Raw genomic sequence first — 16,640 nt, forward strand, 5'->3', positions numbered from 1 at the left:
GTCAGCGTGGTCTTGCCGTGATCGACGTGACCGATGGTGCCGACGTTGACGTGCGGCTTGGTGCGCTCGAACTTACCCTTTGCCATTTCTATCTACCTTTTAGTTTCTAAAGTGGAGTGGAGGACCTGAGCTGGGCTCAGGCCTTCTTCATGACTTCGTCGGCGATGTTGCTCGGTGCCGGCTCGTAGTGGTCGAATTCCATCGTGAACGTGGCACGGCCCTGGGTCTGCGAACGCAGCGAGGTCGCGTAGCCGAACATTTCACCCAGCGGGATCATCGCGTTGATGATCTCGGCGGAACCGTCACCGGTCACGCTCGAACCCTGCAGCATGCCGCGACGACGGCTGACGTCGCCCATCACGTCACCCTGATAGTCGCTCGGGGTCACGATCTCGACCTTCATGATCGGCTCCAGCAGGACCGGCTTGGCCTTGGAGAAGCCCTGCTTGAAGGCCATCGAGGAGGCCAGCTTGAACGCCATTTCCGAGGAGTCCACGTCGTGGTACGAGCCGAACACCAGCTTGACCTTGACGTCGACCACCGGGAAGCCCGCCAGCGGACCGCTGGTGATGGTTTCGCGCAGACCCTTTTCGATCGACGGAATGAATTCCTTCGGAATCACGCCACCGGTGATGTCGTTGATGAACAGGAAGTCGTCCTTGATCATCGGACCGATCTTCGGATCCGCACGGTCTTCAGCGGTGATCGGCGACAGCTCGATCACGACGTGACCGTACTGACCCTTACCACCGGACTGCTTGGCGTGCTTGTAGTCCGACTTCACGTCCGACATCTGGATGGTTTCGCGGTAAGCCACCTGCGGCTTGCCGACGTTGGCTTCAACGTTGAACTCGCGCTTCATGCGGTCAACGATGATGTCCAGGTGCAGCTCACCCATGCCCGAGATGATCGTCTGGCCGGATTCCTGGTCGGTCTTGACGCGGAACGACGGATCTTCCTGGGCCAGACGGCCGAGGGCCAGACCCATCTTTTCCTGGTCGGACTTGGTCTTCGGTTCGACGGCCATCGAGATGACCGGCTCCGGGAACACCATGCGCTCCAGGATGATCGGGTGTTCCTGCGAGCACAGGGTGTCACCGGTGGTGGTGTCCTTCAGACCCACGGCCGCGGCGATGTCACCGGCCAGCACTTCCTTGATCTCTTCGCGATCGTTGGAATGCATCTGCAGGATGCGGCCGATGCGCTCCTTCTTGCCCTTGACCGAGTTCAGCAGCTGGTCGCCGGCGTTCAGGGTGCCCGAGTAGACACGGAAGAAGGTCAGCGCGCCCACGAACGGGTCGGTGATGATCTTGAAGGCCAGCGCCGAGAACGGAGCCTTGTCGTCGGACTTGCGGCTCAGGGCAACGGTTTCGTCGTCCACGTCGGTACCGGTCACGTCCGGCACGTCGATCGGCGACGGCAGCAGCTGCACCACGCCGTCCAGCATGGCCTGCACGCCCTTGTTCTTGAACGCCGAACCGCAGTACATCGGCACGATGTCGGTGGCCAGGGTGCGCACGCGCAGGGCTTCGACGATCTCGGCCTCGGTCAGCTCTTCGCCGCCCAGGTACTTTTCCATCAGCTCTTCGCTGGCTTCAGCCGCGGCTTCGATCATGTAGGTGCGGGCCTCTTCGGCCTCCGCCTGCATGTCCGCCGGGATCTCCAGGTAGTCGAACTTCATGCCCTGCGAGGCTTCATCCCAATGGATGGCCTTCATCTTGATGAGGTCGACCACGCCCTTGAAGTTTTCTTCAGCGCCGATCGGCAGCTGCATCGGCACGGCAACGGCACCGAGCTTGGCCTTCAGCTGGCCAACGACCTTGGTGAAGTTGGCACCGGTACGGTCCATCTTGTTGACGAAGGCAATGCGCGGCACCTTGTACCGGTTGGCCTGGCGCCACACGGTTTCGGACTGCGGCTGGACGCCACCGACGGCGCACAGCACGAACACCGCACCGTCGAGCACGCGCAGCGAGCGCTCCACTTCGATGGTGAAGTCGACGTGCCCGGGGGTGTCGATGATGTTGAAACGGTGCTCCGGCAGGGACTTGTCCATGCCCTTCCAGAACGCGGTGGTGGCAGCGGACTGGATCGTGATGCCACGCTCCTGCTCCTGCTCCATCCAGTCCATGGTGGCGGCGCCGTCATGCACTTCACCGATCTTGTGGCTCTTGCCGGTGTAGAACAGGATGCGCTCGGACGTGGTGGTCTTGCCGGCATCGATGTGAGCCATGATGCCGAAATTGCGGTAACGCTCGATGGGAGTGGTGCGGGCCACGGGGAGCCTCTCGATTTCTTGGATTTCGGATGGCCGAACGCCGCCTTTCGGCGGCCTTCGGATTGGCGCGACCCTTCCGGGGTCGCGGGGCAGCACTCAGATGGTGCTGCCCTGCCTGTTTTGCAAGGCCGTCAAACTCACCAGCGGTAGTGGGCGAATGCCTTGTTGGCTTCGGCCATACGGTGGGTTTCTTCGCGCTTCTTGATGGCGCCGCCACGGTTTTCCGAGGCATCGATCAGTTCAGCAGCCAGCTTCTTCGGCATGGTGTTTTCGCCACGCTTGCGCGCGGAGTCGATCAGCCAACGCATGGCCAGCGCCATCTTGCGCGACGAACGCACTTCGACCGGCACCTGGTAGGTGGCACCACCGACACGGCGGGACTTGACCTCGACCGACGGAGCAACGTTGTCCAGCGCCTTCTGCACCAGCTCGATCGAGTTGGCGTTCTTTTCGCTGATCACGTCCATCGCACCGTAGACGATCTTTTCGGCCACGGACTTCTTGCCGCTCAGCATCACCATGTTGATGAAGCGGGCGATCGTTTCACTTCCGTGCTTCGGATCGGGCAGGACGGAACGCTGGGGAGTATTACCTTTACGCGACATGTGCTCTCTCCTTATGCCTTCGGACGCTTGGCGCCGTACTTCGAACGGGCCTGGCGACGCTTGGCGACACCGGAGGCATCGAGCGAACCGCGAACAGTGTGGTAACGCACACCCGGCAGATCCTTGACGCGACCGCCGCGGATCAGGACCACGGAGTGCTCCTGCAGGTTGTGGCCTTCACCACCGATGTAGCTGATGACCTCTTCCTGGTTGGTCAGGCGGACCTTTGCAACCTTGCGGAGGGCCGAGTTCGGCTTCTTCGGGGTGGTGGTGTAGACGCGCGTGCAGACGCCACGGCGCTGCGGGCACTTCTCGAGCGCCGGCGAGGCACTCTTGTAGGTGGTAGCTTGCCGCGGCTTGCGGACCAGCTGGTTGATCGTCGCCATCAGTAGGTTCTTCTGATTGGGGCCGGCAGATGCCGGCCAGAGATGCGGAAATGTTAAAGCAGACCATTACTGGCCTGCTGAGACAGACGATTGTAGCAACCTGCCAGAAACGCAGTCAAATGCGGTTCTGTCAAGCCCTTCCTTATCCTGGAAGGTTACGGGGGGGCCTCCGTGTACCCCGTTCAGACTGGCGGGAGAGACCGGAGTCTCCCCTGCCCTTTCACTACCACCGGGCGATGGGCCCGGTGCTGCAACCCGGCAGGTCCGGCCTTTCGACCGGACCGCCTTGCTTACTCGTCGCTGCCCGGAGCCTGTTCAGCTTCTGCAGCGGCTTCGATCACCGGCTCGGCGACGACAGCGGCAGCGGCAACCGGGGTGCCGGCCAGCGTCTGCATTTCCGAATCGGTCAGCCCGCTCGCGTTGCGGCGGCGGTTGGCGTGATACGACAGGCCGGTACCGGCCGGGATCAGGCGACCGACGATGACGTTTTCCTTCAGGCCGCGCAGGTTGTCCTTGGTGCCGCGGACGGCAGCTTCGGTCAGCACGCGGGTGGTTTCCTGGAAGGATGCCGCCGAGATGAACGACTCGGTGGCCAGCGAGGCCTTGGTGATGCCCAGCAGGACCGGATCGTACTGGGCCGGCAGTTCGGTACGGGCACCGAGGCGTGCATTCTCCTCGATAACGCGCTGACGTTCCACCTGTTCGCCATTCAGGAACTTGCTGTTGCCCTGGTCGGTGATCTCGACCTTGCGCAGCATCTGGCGGGTGATCACCTCGATGTGCTTGTCGTTGATCTTCACGCCCTGCAGGCGGTACACGTCCTGGATTTCCTTGACCAGGTAAGCCGCCAGCGGTTCGACACCCAGCAGACGCAGGATGTCCTGCGGGCTCGGCTCGCCGTCCACGATGGTCTCACCCTTGGTCACGTGCTCACCTTCGAACACGATCACCTGGCGGTACTTCGGAATCAGCTCTTCGTGCTCCGAACCATCGGTGTCCTTGATGATCAGGCGCTGCTTGCCCTTGGTGTCCTTGCCGAAGCTGATGATGCCCGAACGCTCGGCCAGCACCGCCGGATCCTTCGGCTTGCGCGCTTCGAACAGATCGGCCACGCGCGGCAGACCACCGGTGATGTCGCGGGTCTTGGACGCTTCCTGCGGGATCTTGGCGACCACGTCACCCACGCCGACGGCGGCGCCGTCCTGCAGGTTGACGATGGAGCGCGGCGGCAGCAGGTACTGGGCCGGCATGTCGGTGCCCGGGATCAGCAGGTCGTTGCCCTTGGCATCGACGATGCGGATCAGCGGACGCAGGTCCTTGCCCATCGAACCACGACGCTTCGGATCGGTGATCTCGCGCGAGGCCAGGCCGGTCAGTTCATCGGTCTTCTCGATGACGGTGATGCCGTCGACGAAGTCGATGAAGCGCAGGAAACCAGCGACTTCCGACACGATCGGGTGGTTATGCGGATCCCAGTTGGCCACGGTCTGGCCAGCCTTCACTGCATCGCCGTCCTTGGACGCGATCATCGAGCCGTACGGCAGCTTGTAACGCTCGCGCTCGCGGCCATGGGCATCGAGCACCGAGATTTCGCCCGAACGCGACACCGCCACCAGCGAACCGTTGGCATGCGAGACCGACTTCAGGTTGTTGAACTTCACCGAACCGGTGGTCTTGACGGTGATGTTGTCGACCGCAGCCGCACGCGATGCCGCACCACCGATGTGGAACGTACGCATGGTCAGCTGGGTACCCGGCTCACCGATCGACTGTGCGGCGATGACGCCGACCGCTTCACCGATGTTGACGATGTGGCCACGGGCCAGATCGCGGCCGTAGCAGCGACCGCAGACGCCGAACGCGGAGGCGCAGGAGATCGTCGAACGGACCTTGATGGTCTGCACGCCGGCATCTTCCAGCTTGGCCACCCAGGCTTCGTCGAGCAGCGTGTTGCGGGTCACGATCGGATCTTCGTCGTTGCCCGGCAGGAACACGTCCTCGGCTACGACACGACCCAGCACGCGGTCCTTCAACGGCTCCACGACGTCGCCGCCTTCCACGATCGGGGTCATGGTCAGGCCGTCGGTGGTACCGCAATCCACTTCGGTGATCACCACGTCCTGCGCCACGTCCACCAGACGACGGGTCAGGTAACCCGAGTTGGCGGTCTTCAGCGCGGTATCGGCCAGACCCTTACGGGCACCGTGGGTGGAGTTGAAGTACTCCTGCACGTTCAGGCCTTCACGGAAGTTCGCCTTGATGGGCGTTTCGATGATGGAGCCATCGGGACGGGCCATCAGGCCACGCATGCCGGCCAGCTGGCGGATCTGCGCCTGCGAACCACGTGCACCGGAGTCGGCCATGATGTACAGGGAGTTCATCGACTTCTGGTCGATGGTCTCGCCCTTGGCATTGATGACCTTCTCGGTACCGATGGTGTCCATCATCGCCTTGGCGATGCGCTCATTGGTGCGCGACCAGATGTCGACCACCTTGTTGTAGCGCTCGCCCGCGGTGACCAGGCCCGACTGGTACTGCTCCTGGATTTCCAGCACTTCGGCTTCGGCCTCGGTGAGGATGCCCTTCTTCTCGTCCGGGATCAGCATGTCGTCGATGCCGATCGACACGCCGGCGCGGGTTGCGTAGGCGAAGCCGGTGTACATCAGCTTGTCGGCGAACACGACCGTGTCCTTCAGACCCAGCTGGCGGTAGCTGGAGTTGATCAGGCGGCTGATGTTCTTCTTGGTCAGCTCGGTGTTGGCCAGCGCGAACGGCAGGCCTTCCGGCAGGATTTCAGCCAGCAGGGCGCGACCGATCGTGGTGTCCACGATCGAGGTCTTGTTCTGCTTGTTGCCGTCTTCGTCGGTCACCACTTCGGTGATGCGGACCTTGACGCGTGCGTGCAGTTCCACCACGCGGTTGTCGTAGGCGCGCTTGACTTCGGCGATGTTGGCGAAGGCCATGCCCTCGCCCTTCTTGTTTTCCAGTGAGCGGGTCATGTAGTACAGACCCAGCACGACGTCCTGCGACGGCACGATGATCGGCTCGCCGTTGGCCGGCGACAGGATGTTGTTGGTGGACATCATCAGCGCACGCGCTTCCAGCTGGGCTTCCAGCGAGAGCGGCACGTGGACGGCCATCTGGTCACCGTCGAAGTCGGCGTTGAACGCGGTGCAGACCAGCGGGTGCAGCTGGATGGCCTTGCCTTCGATCAGCACCGGCTCGAACGCCTGGATGCCCAGGCGGTGCAGGGTCGGCGCACGGTTCAGCATCACCGGATGTTCGCGGATGACCTCTTCCAGGATGTCCCAGACTTCGGCTTCTTCGCGCTCGACCAGCTTCTTGGCGGCCTTGATGGTGGTGGCCAGGCCACGACGCTGCAGCTTGGCGAACACGAACGGCTTGAACAGCTCGAGCGCCATCTTCTTCGGCAGGCCGCACTGGTGTAGGCGCAGGTACGGACCGACCACGATGACCGAACGGCCCGAGTAGTCCACGCGCTTGCCCAGCAGGTTCTGGCGGAAGCGGCCCTGCTTGCCCTTGATCATGTCGGCCAGCGACTTCAGCGGGCGCTTGTTGGTGCCGGTGATGGCACGGCCGCGACGACCGTTGTCCAGCAGCGCATCGACCGATTCCTGCAGCATGCGCTTTTCATTGCGCACGATGATGTCCGGCGCGCTCAGTTCCAGCAGGCGACGCAGGCGGTTGTTGCGGTTGATGACGCGGCGGTACAGGTCGTTCAGGTCGGAGGTCGCGAAGCGGCCACCGTCCAGCGGCACCAGCGGACGCAGGTCCGGCGGCAGCACCGGCAGCACGGTCATGACCATCCACTCCGGACGGTTGCCCGATTCCAGGAAGGCTTCGATCAGCTTGATGCGCTTGGTGAGGCGCTTGAGCTTGGTTTCCGAACCGGTGCTGGCGATTTCTTCGCGCAGGCGGGTCATTTCCGACTGCAGGTCGATCGTGCGCAGCAGTTCGTACACGGCCTCGGCGCCCATGGCGGCATCGAAGTCGTCGCCGTGTTCCTGGCGTGCGGTCAGGTACTGCTCTTCGGTCAGCAGCTGGCGGCGCTCCAGGGCGGTCAGGCCCGGCTCGGTCACCACGTAGGCTTCGAAGTACAGCACGCGCTCGATGTCACGCAGGGTCATGTCCAGCATCAGGCCGATGCGCGACGGCAGCGACTTGAGGAACCAGATGTGCGCGACCGGCGAGGCCAGGTCGATGTGGCCCATGCGCTCGCGGCGCACCTTGGCCAGGGTCACTTCGGTGCCGCACTTTTCGCAGACCACGCCGCGGTGCTTCATGCGCTTGTACTTGCCGCACAGGCACTCGTAGTCCTTGACCGGTCCGAAGATGGCGGCGCAGAACAGGCCGTCACGCTCCGGCTTGAAGGTACGGTAGTTGATGGTTTCCGGCTTCTTCACTTCGCCGAACGACCACGAACGGATCAGGTCGGGCGAAGCCAGCGCGATCTTGATCGCGTCGAAATCCAGCGTCTGGCGCTGCTGGTTGAAGAGGTTGAGCAGGTCTTTCATGGTGTTCTCCAGAAGGAGGAATGCGTTGTCGATGGGCTGTCAGAACGGAGCGGCGGCGCTGCTACCCGGGAGCAGCAGCGCCTGCGCGATCAGTTGTCTTCCAGTTCCATGTTGATGGCCAGCGAGCGGATTTCCTTCACCAGCACGTTGAAGGATTCCGGCATGCCGGCCACCATCTCGTGCTCGCCGTCGACGATGTTCTTGTACATCTGGTTGCGGCCCTGCACGTCATCGGACTTCACCGTCAGCATTTCCTGCAGGGTGTAGGCCGCGCCGTAGGCTTCCAGCGCCCAGACTTCCATTTCACCGAAGCGCTGGCCGCCGAACTGCGCCTTGCCGCCCAGCGGCTGCTGGGTGACGAGCGAGTACGGACCGGTCGAACGGGCGTGCATCTTGTCGTCGACCAGGTGGTTCAGCTTCAGGTAGTGCATGTAGCCGACGGTGGTGTGGCGATCGAATGCCTCACCGGTACGGCCGTCATACAGCTGGGTCTGGCCGCTGGCCGGCAGGTCTGCCAGTTCCAGCATGCGCTTGATTTCCGCTTCGGTGGCACCGTCGAAGACCGGCGTTGCCATCGGCACGCCGTCGGTCAGGTTGCCGGCCAGGCGCAGCAGCTCTTCATCGCTGAACTGGGTCAGGTCGACGTGGGTGGCCACGTTGTCGCTGTCGTGGTTGTACACCTCGTCCAGGAACACGCGCAGCTGCGCCACGGCGGCCTGGGCTTCCAGCATGCCCTGGATCTTGCGACCCAGGCCCTTGGCGGCCCAGCCCAGGTGGACCTCCAGGATCTGACCGATGTTCATGCGCGACGGCACGCCCAGCGGGTTCAGCACGATGTCCACGGTCTCGCCCGAGGCCATGTACGGCATGTCTTCGACCGGCACCACGTTGGAGACCACACCCTTGTTGCCGTGGCGGCCTGCCATCTTGTCGCCCGGCTGGATGCGGCGCTTCACGGCCATGAACACCTTGACCATCTTCAGCACGCCCGGGGCGAGGTCGTCGCCGGCGGTGATCTTGCCGCGCTTGTCGGCGAAGCGACGCTCGAACTCCTTCTCGTGCGCCTGGATCTGCTTCTGGGCGCGTTCGATGGCTTCCGAAGCGTCCTCGTCCTTCATGCGCAGCACGAACCAGTCAGCCTTCTTCAGGCCGTCCAGGTAGGCGTCGGTGATGGTGTCGCCCTTCTTCAGGTTGGCACCACCGTTGACCACCTTGCCGACGATCTGCGAACGCAGGCGGGCGTAGATGGCACCTTCCAGGATGCGGTACTGGTCGTCGAAGTCCTTCTTGACGCGCTTGATCTCGGATTCCTCAATCTGGCGCGCACGCTTGTCCTTCTCGATGCCGTCGCGGGTGAAGACCTGCACGTCGATGACGGTGCCGTCCATGCCCGGCGGCACGCGCAGCGAGCTGTCCTTCACGTCCGAAGCCTTCTCGCCGAAGATCGCGCGCAGCAGCTTCTCTTCCGGGGTCAGCTGGCTTTCGCCCTTCGGGGTGACCTTGCCGACCAGGATGTCGCCGGCGCGCACTTCGGCACCGATGTACACCACGCCGGATTCGTCCAGGCGGTTCAGCGCCTGCTCGGACACGTTCGGGATGTCGGCGGAGATTTCCTCCGGCCCCAGCTTCGTATCACGCGCGACGCAGGTCAGCTCTTCGATGTGGATCGTGGTGTAACGATCTTCTTCCACCACGCGCTCGGAGAGCAGGATGGAGTCTTCGAAGTTGTAGCCGTTCCACGGCATGAAGGCGATCAGCATGTTCTGGCCCAGGGCCAGTTCGCCGATGTCGGTGGACGGACCATCGGCCAGCACGTCGCCACGCGCCACCACGTCACCCACGTTCACCAGCGGACGCTGGTTGATGCAGGTGTTCTGGTTGGAACGGGTGTACTTGACCAGGTTGTAGATGTCCACGCCGGCGTCGGTCGCGCCGATGATTTCTTCTTCGACGATCTTGACCACGATGCGTGCGGCATCGACCTGCACCACTTCACCACCACGACGGGCGTTGACGGTGACGCCGGAGTCGCGTGCCACGGCACGTTCGATACCGGTACCCACCAGCGGCTTCTGCGCACGCAGGGTCGGCACGGCCTGGCGCTGCATGTTGGCGCCCATCAGTGCACGGTTGGCGTCATCGTGTTCCAGGAACGGAACCAGCGCCGCGGCGACCGACACGGTCTGCATCGGCGAGACGTCCATGAAGTGCACTTCCGCCGGCGGCTTCAGCAGCGATTCGCCCTGGAAGCGGCACGGCACGAACTGCTCGGTCAGCACGCTGTCGGCATTGGTCAGGGCGTTGGCCTGGGCAATGACGTACTCGTTTTCTTCGATCGCCGACAGGAATTCGACTTCGTCGAACACCTTGCCGTCCACCACCTTGCGGTACGGGGTTTCAAGGAAACCGTACTCATTGGTGCGGGCGTACACGGCCAGCGAGTTGATCAGGCCGATGTTCGGGCCTTCCGGCGTTTCGATGGTGCAGACGCGGCCGTAATGGGTCGGGTGCACGTCGCGCACTTCGAAGCCGGCGCGTTCGCGGGTCAGGCCGCCCGGGCCCAGGGCCGAGACGCGACGCTTGTGCGTGACTTCCGACAGCGGGTTGTTCTGATCCATGAACTGGGACAGCTGCGAGGAGCCGAAGAATTCCTTGATCGCCGCAGCCACCGGCTTGGCGTTGATCAGTTCCTGCGGGGTCAGGCCTTCGGATTCGGCCATCGACAGGCGTTCCTTGACCGCGCGCTCGACGCGGACCAGGCCCACGCGGAACACGTTCTCGGCCATTTCACCGACCGAACGCACGCGACGGTTGCCCAGGTGGTCGATGTCATCGACGACGCCACGGCCGTTGCGGATCTCGGTCAGGACCTTGATCACGTCCAGGATGTCGGACGACTCGCCATGCGCGGCAACCAGGCGCTTGGACTCTTCGTCATTGCGCTCGCCGTAGTACTTGCGGTCGTACAGCACGGCTTCGCCGGTGGTTTCCTTGCGGCCCACGCGACGGTTGAACTTCATCCGGCCGACCGTGGACAGGTCGTAACGCTCGAAGGTGAAGAACAGGTTGTGGAACAGGTTCTGCGCGGCGTCCTTGGTCGGCGGCTCGCCCGGACGCATCATGCGGTAGATCTCGACCAGCGCTTCCAGCTGGGTCTTGGTCGGATCGATGCGCAGGGTGTTGCTCAGGTACGGACCACGATCGAGGTCGTTCACCCACAGGGTGCCCACCGCGTCCACGCCGGCCTTGCGGAAGGCCTGCAGCTGGTCGTCGGTGATCTCGTCGTTGGCCTGCGCCAGCAGTTCGCCGGTGGCCGAATCGACCACGTCGTGCGACAGGATGCGGCCGACGATGTAATCGTCCGGCACGGCCAGGGCGGCGATGCCCGAGGCTTCCAGCTGCTTGACGTGGCGCGCGGTGATGCGCTTGCCGGCTTCCACGATGACCTTGTCACCGTCGGCCAGGTCGAAGCCCAGGGTTTCACCGCGCAGACGCTCGGCGACCAGCTCCAGCTGCACGCCTTCGTCGGGGTTGATGTGGAAGGTGTTGATCTCGAAGAACTCGGCCAGCATCTCTTCGTTGCTGTAGCCAAGCGCGCGCAGCAGGATCGACACCGGCAGCTTGCGACGGCGATCGATACGGGTGAACAGCGCGTCCTTCGGGTCGAACTCGAAGTCCAGCCAGGAACCGCGGTACGGGATGATGCGGGCGCTGTACAGCAGCTTGCCCGAGCTGTGGGTCTTGCCACGGTCGTGGTCGAAGAACACACCCGGCGAGCGGTGCAGCTGCGAGACGATGACGCGCTCGGTGCCGTTGACGATGAAGGTGCCGTTGTCGGTCATCAGCGGGATTTCGCCGAGATAGACCTCCTGCTCCTTCACGTACTTGATGGCCTTGGTCGACGACTCACGGTCGTAGATCACCAGGCGCACGGTCACGCGCAGCGGGGCGCCGTAGCTCATGCCACGCTGGCGGCACTCGCGCTCGTCGAACACCGGTTCGCCCAGCTTGTAGCCGACGTATTCCAGCGCGGCATTGCCGCTGTAGCTGGAGATGGGGAAGACGGACTTCAGTGCGGCGTGCAGGCCGTGGTCCGTGCGCTTGGCCGGATCGACGTTTTCCTGCAGGAACTCGCGGTAGGAATCCACCTGGATGGCGAGCAGGAACGGCACTTCGAGAATAGCGCGCGACTTGGCGAAATCCTTGCGGATGCGCTTCTTCTCGGTGAACGAATAGGACGTCATAAGATCTTCCACCTTGTTGTGCGGGGCGTGCGTCCACGACCCAAAAGGAAACTTGAAATTGTCAGTTGGAAGTCGCTGGTATTGCCGGCACCAGCACGCCTTCTATTGCTACTTCCAACTGCCAACTTGACTGCATCTGCGTGACCGCCGGCGCGCTTGGCGCTGGCCGGACGGGCCTTTTCCTGCAGCCCGTGTTGGGCTTTTTCAAACGATGTTTCGGGGTACCGCGTGAAACGACCAAAGGCCGGGGGCTTTACGCCCCCAGCCTTGGCTGCATCGCCGGAAATCGATGGCGACGCAAGGGATCTGCTTACTTGACTTCGACAGTCGCGCCAGCAGCTTCCAGGTCCTTCTTGATCTTCTCGGCTTCGTCCTTCGACGCGCCTTCCTTCACGACGCCGCCGGCTTCGGTCAGGTCCTTCGCTTCCTTCAGGCCCAGGCCGGTGATGGCGCGGACGGCCTTGATCACTTCGACCTTCTTGTCGCCCGGCGACTTCAGGGTCACGGTGAATTCGGTCTGCTCTTCAACAGCGGCAGCCGGGCCAGCGGCAGCAGCCACGGCGACCGGAGCAGCGGCGGAAACGCCGAACTTCTCTTCGATGGCCTTGACCAGCTCCATCACTTCCATCAGGGACTTCGAGGCGATGGCTTCGACGATCTGTTCGTTGGAAAGGGACATTTTGATTACCTTTGAATGATTTTCTGGATTGAGGTTCCGTCAGGAACCACGGTAGGTCGAAACTCAGGCGGTCTCGGCGACCGGCTCAGCAGCAGCAGCGGCTTCGCCACCACCCAGCTGATCCGCCAGTGCCTTGTTGGCGCGCGCGAACATCGTGACCGGCTCGGTCAGGACGCGTGCCAGCATTGCCAGGGCCTGGTCGAGGGTCGGCAGCGAGGCCAACACGTCAACGTGGCTTGCCGGGAACACTTCGCCACCAATGGCGACGACCTTGGGCTGCAGCTTATCGTTGCCCTTGGCGAATTCCTTGATCAGGCGACCGGCTGCGCCGGGCTCCTCGAGCGAGAACGCATACAGCAGCGGACCGACCAGCTTGTCCTGTGCACATGCGAATTCGGTGCCTTCAACAGCACGCGAGGCCAGGGTGTTCTTGACGACTTTCAAGAAAACGCCGGTTTCACGAGCCTGCTTGCGCATCGCGGTCATCTGGGAGACCGTGGTGCCAGCGTATTCGGCTGCGATCAAGGAGTGGGCCTTGGCGGCGACGTCTGCCAGCTCCGCGACTACTTCTTGCTTCTGGGACAGATTGAGAGCCATTGCACTCCTCCGATTGAACTCCGCTTACGGCTCCTGCCGTTTGCGGTCCTGGGCGGCGTCCTTCCTGGACACCGGGAACATCGGGTTGATGTTCCGGGGGGTGGGCCGTTCCAGACCTGGACTCAACCTGGTATCAAACCAGAATTGCGTAAACCAGAAAAACTCCAGAAGGGCACCATCTACGCAGGGTGATCCGGACGGATCGATTAAGCGTGCGTGACTGCTCCGGCGGCGACTCCCTGCCAAATCGAGCTTCCGTGCCCGTCGCCGGCATGCCACGACCGCACCTGCGGTCTTTGACGGCTGCCACCGGCGATGCGCTGCCGGCGGTTGCCTTCAAATGGGACGGATGCGGAACCCGGGGGCTCCACATCCGCTTCAAACACTTACTTCAGGGTCAGGGTCGACTGGTCGACGGTGACGCCCGGGCCCATCGTCGAGCTGACCGACACCTTCTGCAGGTACAGGCCCTTCGAGGTGGCCGGCTTGGCCTTGATCAGGTCCAGCAGCAGCGCCTGCAGGTTCGACTTCAGCGCTTCGTCTTCGAAGCTGGCCTTGCCGATGGTGCAGTGGATGATGCCGGCCTTGTCGGTGCGGTAACGCACCTGGCCCGACTTGGCGTTCTTGACGGCTTCACCCGGGTTGGCCGAGACGGTGCCGACCTTCGGGTTCGGCATCAGGCCGCGCGGGCCGAGCACGGTGCCCAGCTTACCCACGACGCGCATGGCGTCCGGGGTCGCGATCACGACGTCATAGTTCAGATCACCGGCCTGCATCTTTTCGGCCAGGTCGTCCATGCCGACGGCTTCGGCGCCAGCGGCCAGGGCTTCGTCAGCCTTGGCACCGGCCGGTGCGAACACCGCAACGCGGACCGACTTGCCGGTACCGGCCGGCAGCACGGTGGAACCGCGCACCTGCTGGTCGGACTTCTTGGCGTCCACGCCCAGGCGCACAGCCACGTCGATCGACTCGACGAACTTGGCGCTGGCGGTGGTCTTCAGGATCTTGATCGCGTCTTCGAAGCCATACGACTTGCCCGGGACGACGGCGGCCTTCAGGGCCTTCTCACGCTTGTTCAGTGCCATGTTATTAGCCCTCCACCACGATGCCGATAGAACGGGCCGAGCCGGCGATGGTACGCACGGCGGCGTCCAGGTCAGCGGCGGTCAGGTCGGGTTCCTTCGCCTTGGCGATCTCTTCCAGCTGCTTGCGGGTGACCTTGCCGACCTTCTCGGTGTTCGGGCGCTTGGAGCCCGACGAGATGCCAGCAGCCTTCTTCAGCAGGGTGGTCGCCGGGGTGCTCTTGGTGATGAAGGTGAACGTACGGTCCGAATAGGCCGTGATGATCACCGGAACCGGCAGACCCGGCTCGAGCTTCTGCGTGGCGGCATTGAAGGCCTTGCAGAATTCCATGATGTTCAGGCCGCGCTGACCCAGCGCAGGACCGACCGGCGGCGAGGGGTTGGCCTGACCGGCCTTCACCTGCAGCTTGATGTAACCGACAACTTTCTTTGCCATGAGTATGCTCTCCGGGTGCTAGCGCCTTACGACAACAGGCTCCCCATCGGACCGGGAATCACGCGTCCCGGCATCGCGTTTTTGAATACATGCAGAAGGCCACCTTTCGGCGGCCTTCACTTTTGCCAGATTCCTGGCAGGAAGCCGGGCACTATACCAGCGCTTTGACGAAGCGTCCACACTGGCAACCTGAACGCCAGGCGGGGCCTGGCGCTGCGGCGATCAGCCGGTGGCCTTCTCGACCTGGCCGAACTCGAGTTCGACCGGGGTGGCGCGACCGAAGATCAGCACCGAGACGCGCAGGCGGCTCTTCTCGTAATTGACTTCTTCCACGACGCCATTGAAGTCGTTGAACGGGCCATCGGTAACGCGGACCATCTGGCCCGGCTCGAACAGCACCTTCGGACGCGGCTTCTCGATACCGTCCTGGACCCGGTTCAGGATGGCCTCGGCCTCTGAATCGGCGATCGGCAGCGGACGATCAGCGGTGCCGCCGATGAAGCCCAGCACGCGGGAGGTATCCTTCACCAGGTGCCAGCTTTCGCTGTCGATGCGCGGAATGCCGCCTTCTTCGTGGGTCTCGATCTGGACCAGCACGTAGCCGGGGAAGAACTTGCGTTCGGAGCGGCGCTTCTGGCCAGCGCGCATCTCGACCACTTCTTCGGTCGGGACCAGCACATCACCAAACAGCTCTTGCTTCTCTTCACGAACGATGCGATCGCGCAGGGCCTGCGCAACCGACTTCTCGAAGCCTGAATAGGCGTGAACAACGTACCAGCGCTTCATGGGTATCTCCTTACCGGCTCAGGAACAGCTGAGTCAGTTTCTGAATGACGAAGTCGAACCCACCCAGCAGCAGGCTGAGGATGATTACAACAACGATGACGACCCAGGTCATCCGGATGGCTTCCTGGCGCGTCGGCCAGACCACTTTGCGCAGTTCGAAACGCGACTCGGACAGGAACTCGCGGGTATCGCGGCCCTTCCCGGTCAGCATGAAAACGGCAATACCGCCCGCCAGGCCGGCAATGACGGCAAGCGCGCGGATCTGAGCGGTCCAGGCACCCAGCTGGGTGGCACGACCGGAGTCTGCGGAGAACCAGAACCACACGAACAGTCCGGCCAGCACCAGCAGGGCGGCGGCGACGTACTTGACGAGGTCTCCACCAGAAGTGGACGTATCCTTGGAGTGTTCGATCTTGCTGTTCATCCGGCTCGGGCTGCTTTAGCGGCGGACCGCTGGTTAGGAAGGCAGATGGCACGCCAGGAGGGACTCGAACCCCCAACCTGCGGTTTTGGAGACCGCTGCTCTGCCAATTGAGCTACTGGCGTACGTTATAAACTTTGCCTTGCCTTAGACGGCGAAGGCGGACCGAGGTTCCCGGCCCGCCACTCGCGCGACCGGCAGCTTTAGAAAAACCGCCGGTAGTGCAGATTACTTGATGATCTTCGAGACCACGCCGGCGCCGACGGTACGACCGCCTTCGCGGATGGCGAAGCGCAGGCCTTCGTCCATGGCGACCGGGTTGATCAGGGTGACAACCATCTTCACGTTGTCGCCCGGCATCACCATTTCAACACCTTCCGGTAGCTTGGCTGCACCGGTGATGTCGGTGGTGCGGAAGTAGAACTGCGGACGGTAGCCGTTGAAGAACGGGGTGTGACGGCCGCCCTCATCCTTCGACAGCACGTACACTTCGCCTTCGAACTCGGTGTGCGGCTTGATCGAACCCGGCTTGCACAGGACCTGACCACGCTGCACGTCGTCACGCTTGGTGACTGTCTATTATAAACCTAT

Annotated in this window: 12 protein-coding genes, 1 tRNA gene and 1 pseudogene; all 14 read right to left on the reverse strand. The window is 63.0% G+C overall.

The features are described 5' to 3' along the window. A partial coding sequence (locus tag ABB28_RS17045; protein WP_033473206.1) for a GTP-binding protein occupies window positions 1–86 on the reverse strand: 86 nt, incomplete at its 3' end. A gap of 50 nt (window positions 87–136) precedes the next feature. After that, window positions 137–2,278: an elongation factor G gene (fusA, locus tag ABB28_RS17050; protein ID WP_057687560.1), complete on the reverse strand. Its 2,142-nt coding sequence runs from the start codon at window positions 2,276–2,278 to the stop codon at window positions 137–139. 137 nt (window positions 2,279–2,415) lie between these two features. Then, the gene (gene rpsG, locus ABB28_RS17055; RefSeq protein WP_042615315.1) at window positions 2,416–2,883 is read right to left on the reverse strand and encodes a 30S ribosomal protein S7; all 468 of its coding nucleotides are present in this window, start codon (window positions 2,881–2,883) and stop codon (window positions 2,416–2,418) included. Window positions 2,884–2,894: 11 nt separating this feature from the next. After that, on the reverse strand, window positions 2,895–3,269 hold the full coding sequence (rpsL, locus tag ABB28_RS17060; protein ID WP_042615316.1) for a 30S ribosomal protein S12: 375 nt from the start codon (window positions 3,267–3,269) through the stop codon (window positions 2,895–2,897). A 290-nt stretch (window positions 3,270–3,559) separates the two neighbouring features. After that, window positions 3,560–7,804 carry a DNA-directed RNA polymerase subunit beta' gene (rpoC, locus tag ABB28_RS17065; RefSeq protein WP_057687561.1) on the reverse strand — a complete coding sequence of 1,415 codons (4,245 nt, stop codon included), beginning with the start codon at window positions 7,802–7,804 and terminating at the stop codon, window positions 3,560–3,562. Between the two features lie 89 nt (window positions 7,805–7,893). After that, window positions 7,894–12,048 (reverse strand): DNA-directed RNA polymerase subunit beta, encoded by a 4,155-nt coding sequence (rpoB, locus tag ABB28_RS17070; RefSeq protein ID WP_057687562.1) that lies wholly within the window; start codon window positions 12,046–12,048, stop codon window positions 7,894–7,896. Between the two features lie 310 nt (window positions 12,049–12,358). After that, complete coding sequence (gene rplL, locus ABB28_RS17075; RefSeq protein WP_042615319.1) at window positions 12,359–12,727, reverse strand: 50S ribosomal protein L7/L12; 369 nt, start codon at window positions 12,725–12,727, stop codon at window positions 12,359–12,361. Between the two features lie 63 nt (window positions 12,728–12,790). Further along, window positions 12,791–13,324: a 50S ribosomal protein L10 gene (rplJ, locus tag ABB28_RS17080; RefSeq protein WP_057687563.1), complete on the reverse strand. Its 534-nt coding sequence runs from the start codon at window positions 13,322–13,324 to the stop codon at window positions 12,791–12,793. A 386-nt stretch (window positions 13,325–13,710) separates the two neighbouring features. Next, window positions 13,711–14,409, reverse strand: coding sequence for a 50S ribosomal protein L1 (rplA, locus tag ABB28_RS17085; RefSeq protein ID WP_042615321.1), 699 nt, complete (start codon window positions 14,407–14,409; stop codon window positions 13,711–13,713). Window positions 14,410–14,413: 4 nt separating this feature from the next. Continuing rightward, window positions 14,414–14,842 carry a 50S ribosomal protein L11 gene (gene rplK, locus ABB28_RS17090; RefSeq protein WP_042615322.1) on the reverse strand — a complete coding sequence of 143 codons (429 nt, stop codon included), beginning with the start codon at window positions 14,840–14,842 and terminating at the stop codon, window positions 14,414–14,416. Window positions 14,843–15,064: 222 nt separating this feature from the next. Next, entirely contained in the window at window positions 15,065–15,628 is a 564-nt protein-coding gene (gene nusG / locus ABB28_RS17095; RefSeq protein ID WP_042615323.1) for a transcription termination/antitermination protein NusG, read from the reverse strand. Window positions 15,629–15,638: 10 nt separating this feature from the next. Further along, window positions 15,639–16,052 (reverse strand): preprotein translocase subunit SecE, encoded by a 414-nt coding sequence (secE, locus tag ABB28_RS17100; protein WP_057687564.1) that lies wholly within the window; start codon window positions 16,050–16,052, stop codon window positions 15,639–15,641. A gap of 46 nt (window positions 16,053–16,098) precedes the next feature. Further along, window positions 16,099–16,174, reverse strand: a tRNA-Trp gene (locus ABB28_RS17105). Between the two features lie 103 nt (window positions 16,175–16,277). After that, window positions 16,278–16,619 (reverse strand): annotated as a pseudogene (locus ABB28_RS17110) (EF-Tu C-terminal domain-related protein); the annotation flags it as partial. Window positions 16,620–16,640 lie beyond the last annotated feature (21 nt).

The organism is Stenotrophomonas chelatiphaga (genome assembly GCF_001431535.1).
Taxonomy (GTDB): Bacteria; Pseudomonadota; Gammaproteobacteria; order Xanthomonadales; family Xanthomonadaceae; genus Stenotrophomonas; species Stenotrophomonas chelatiphaga.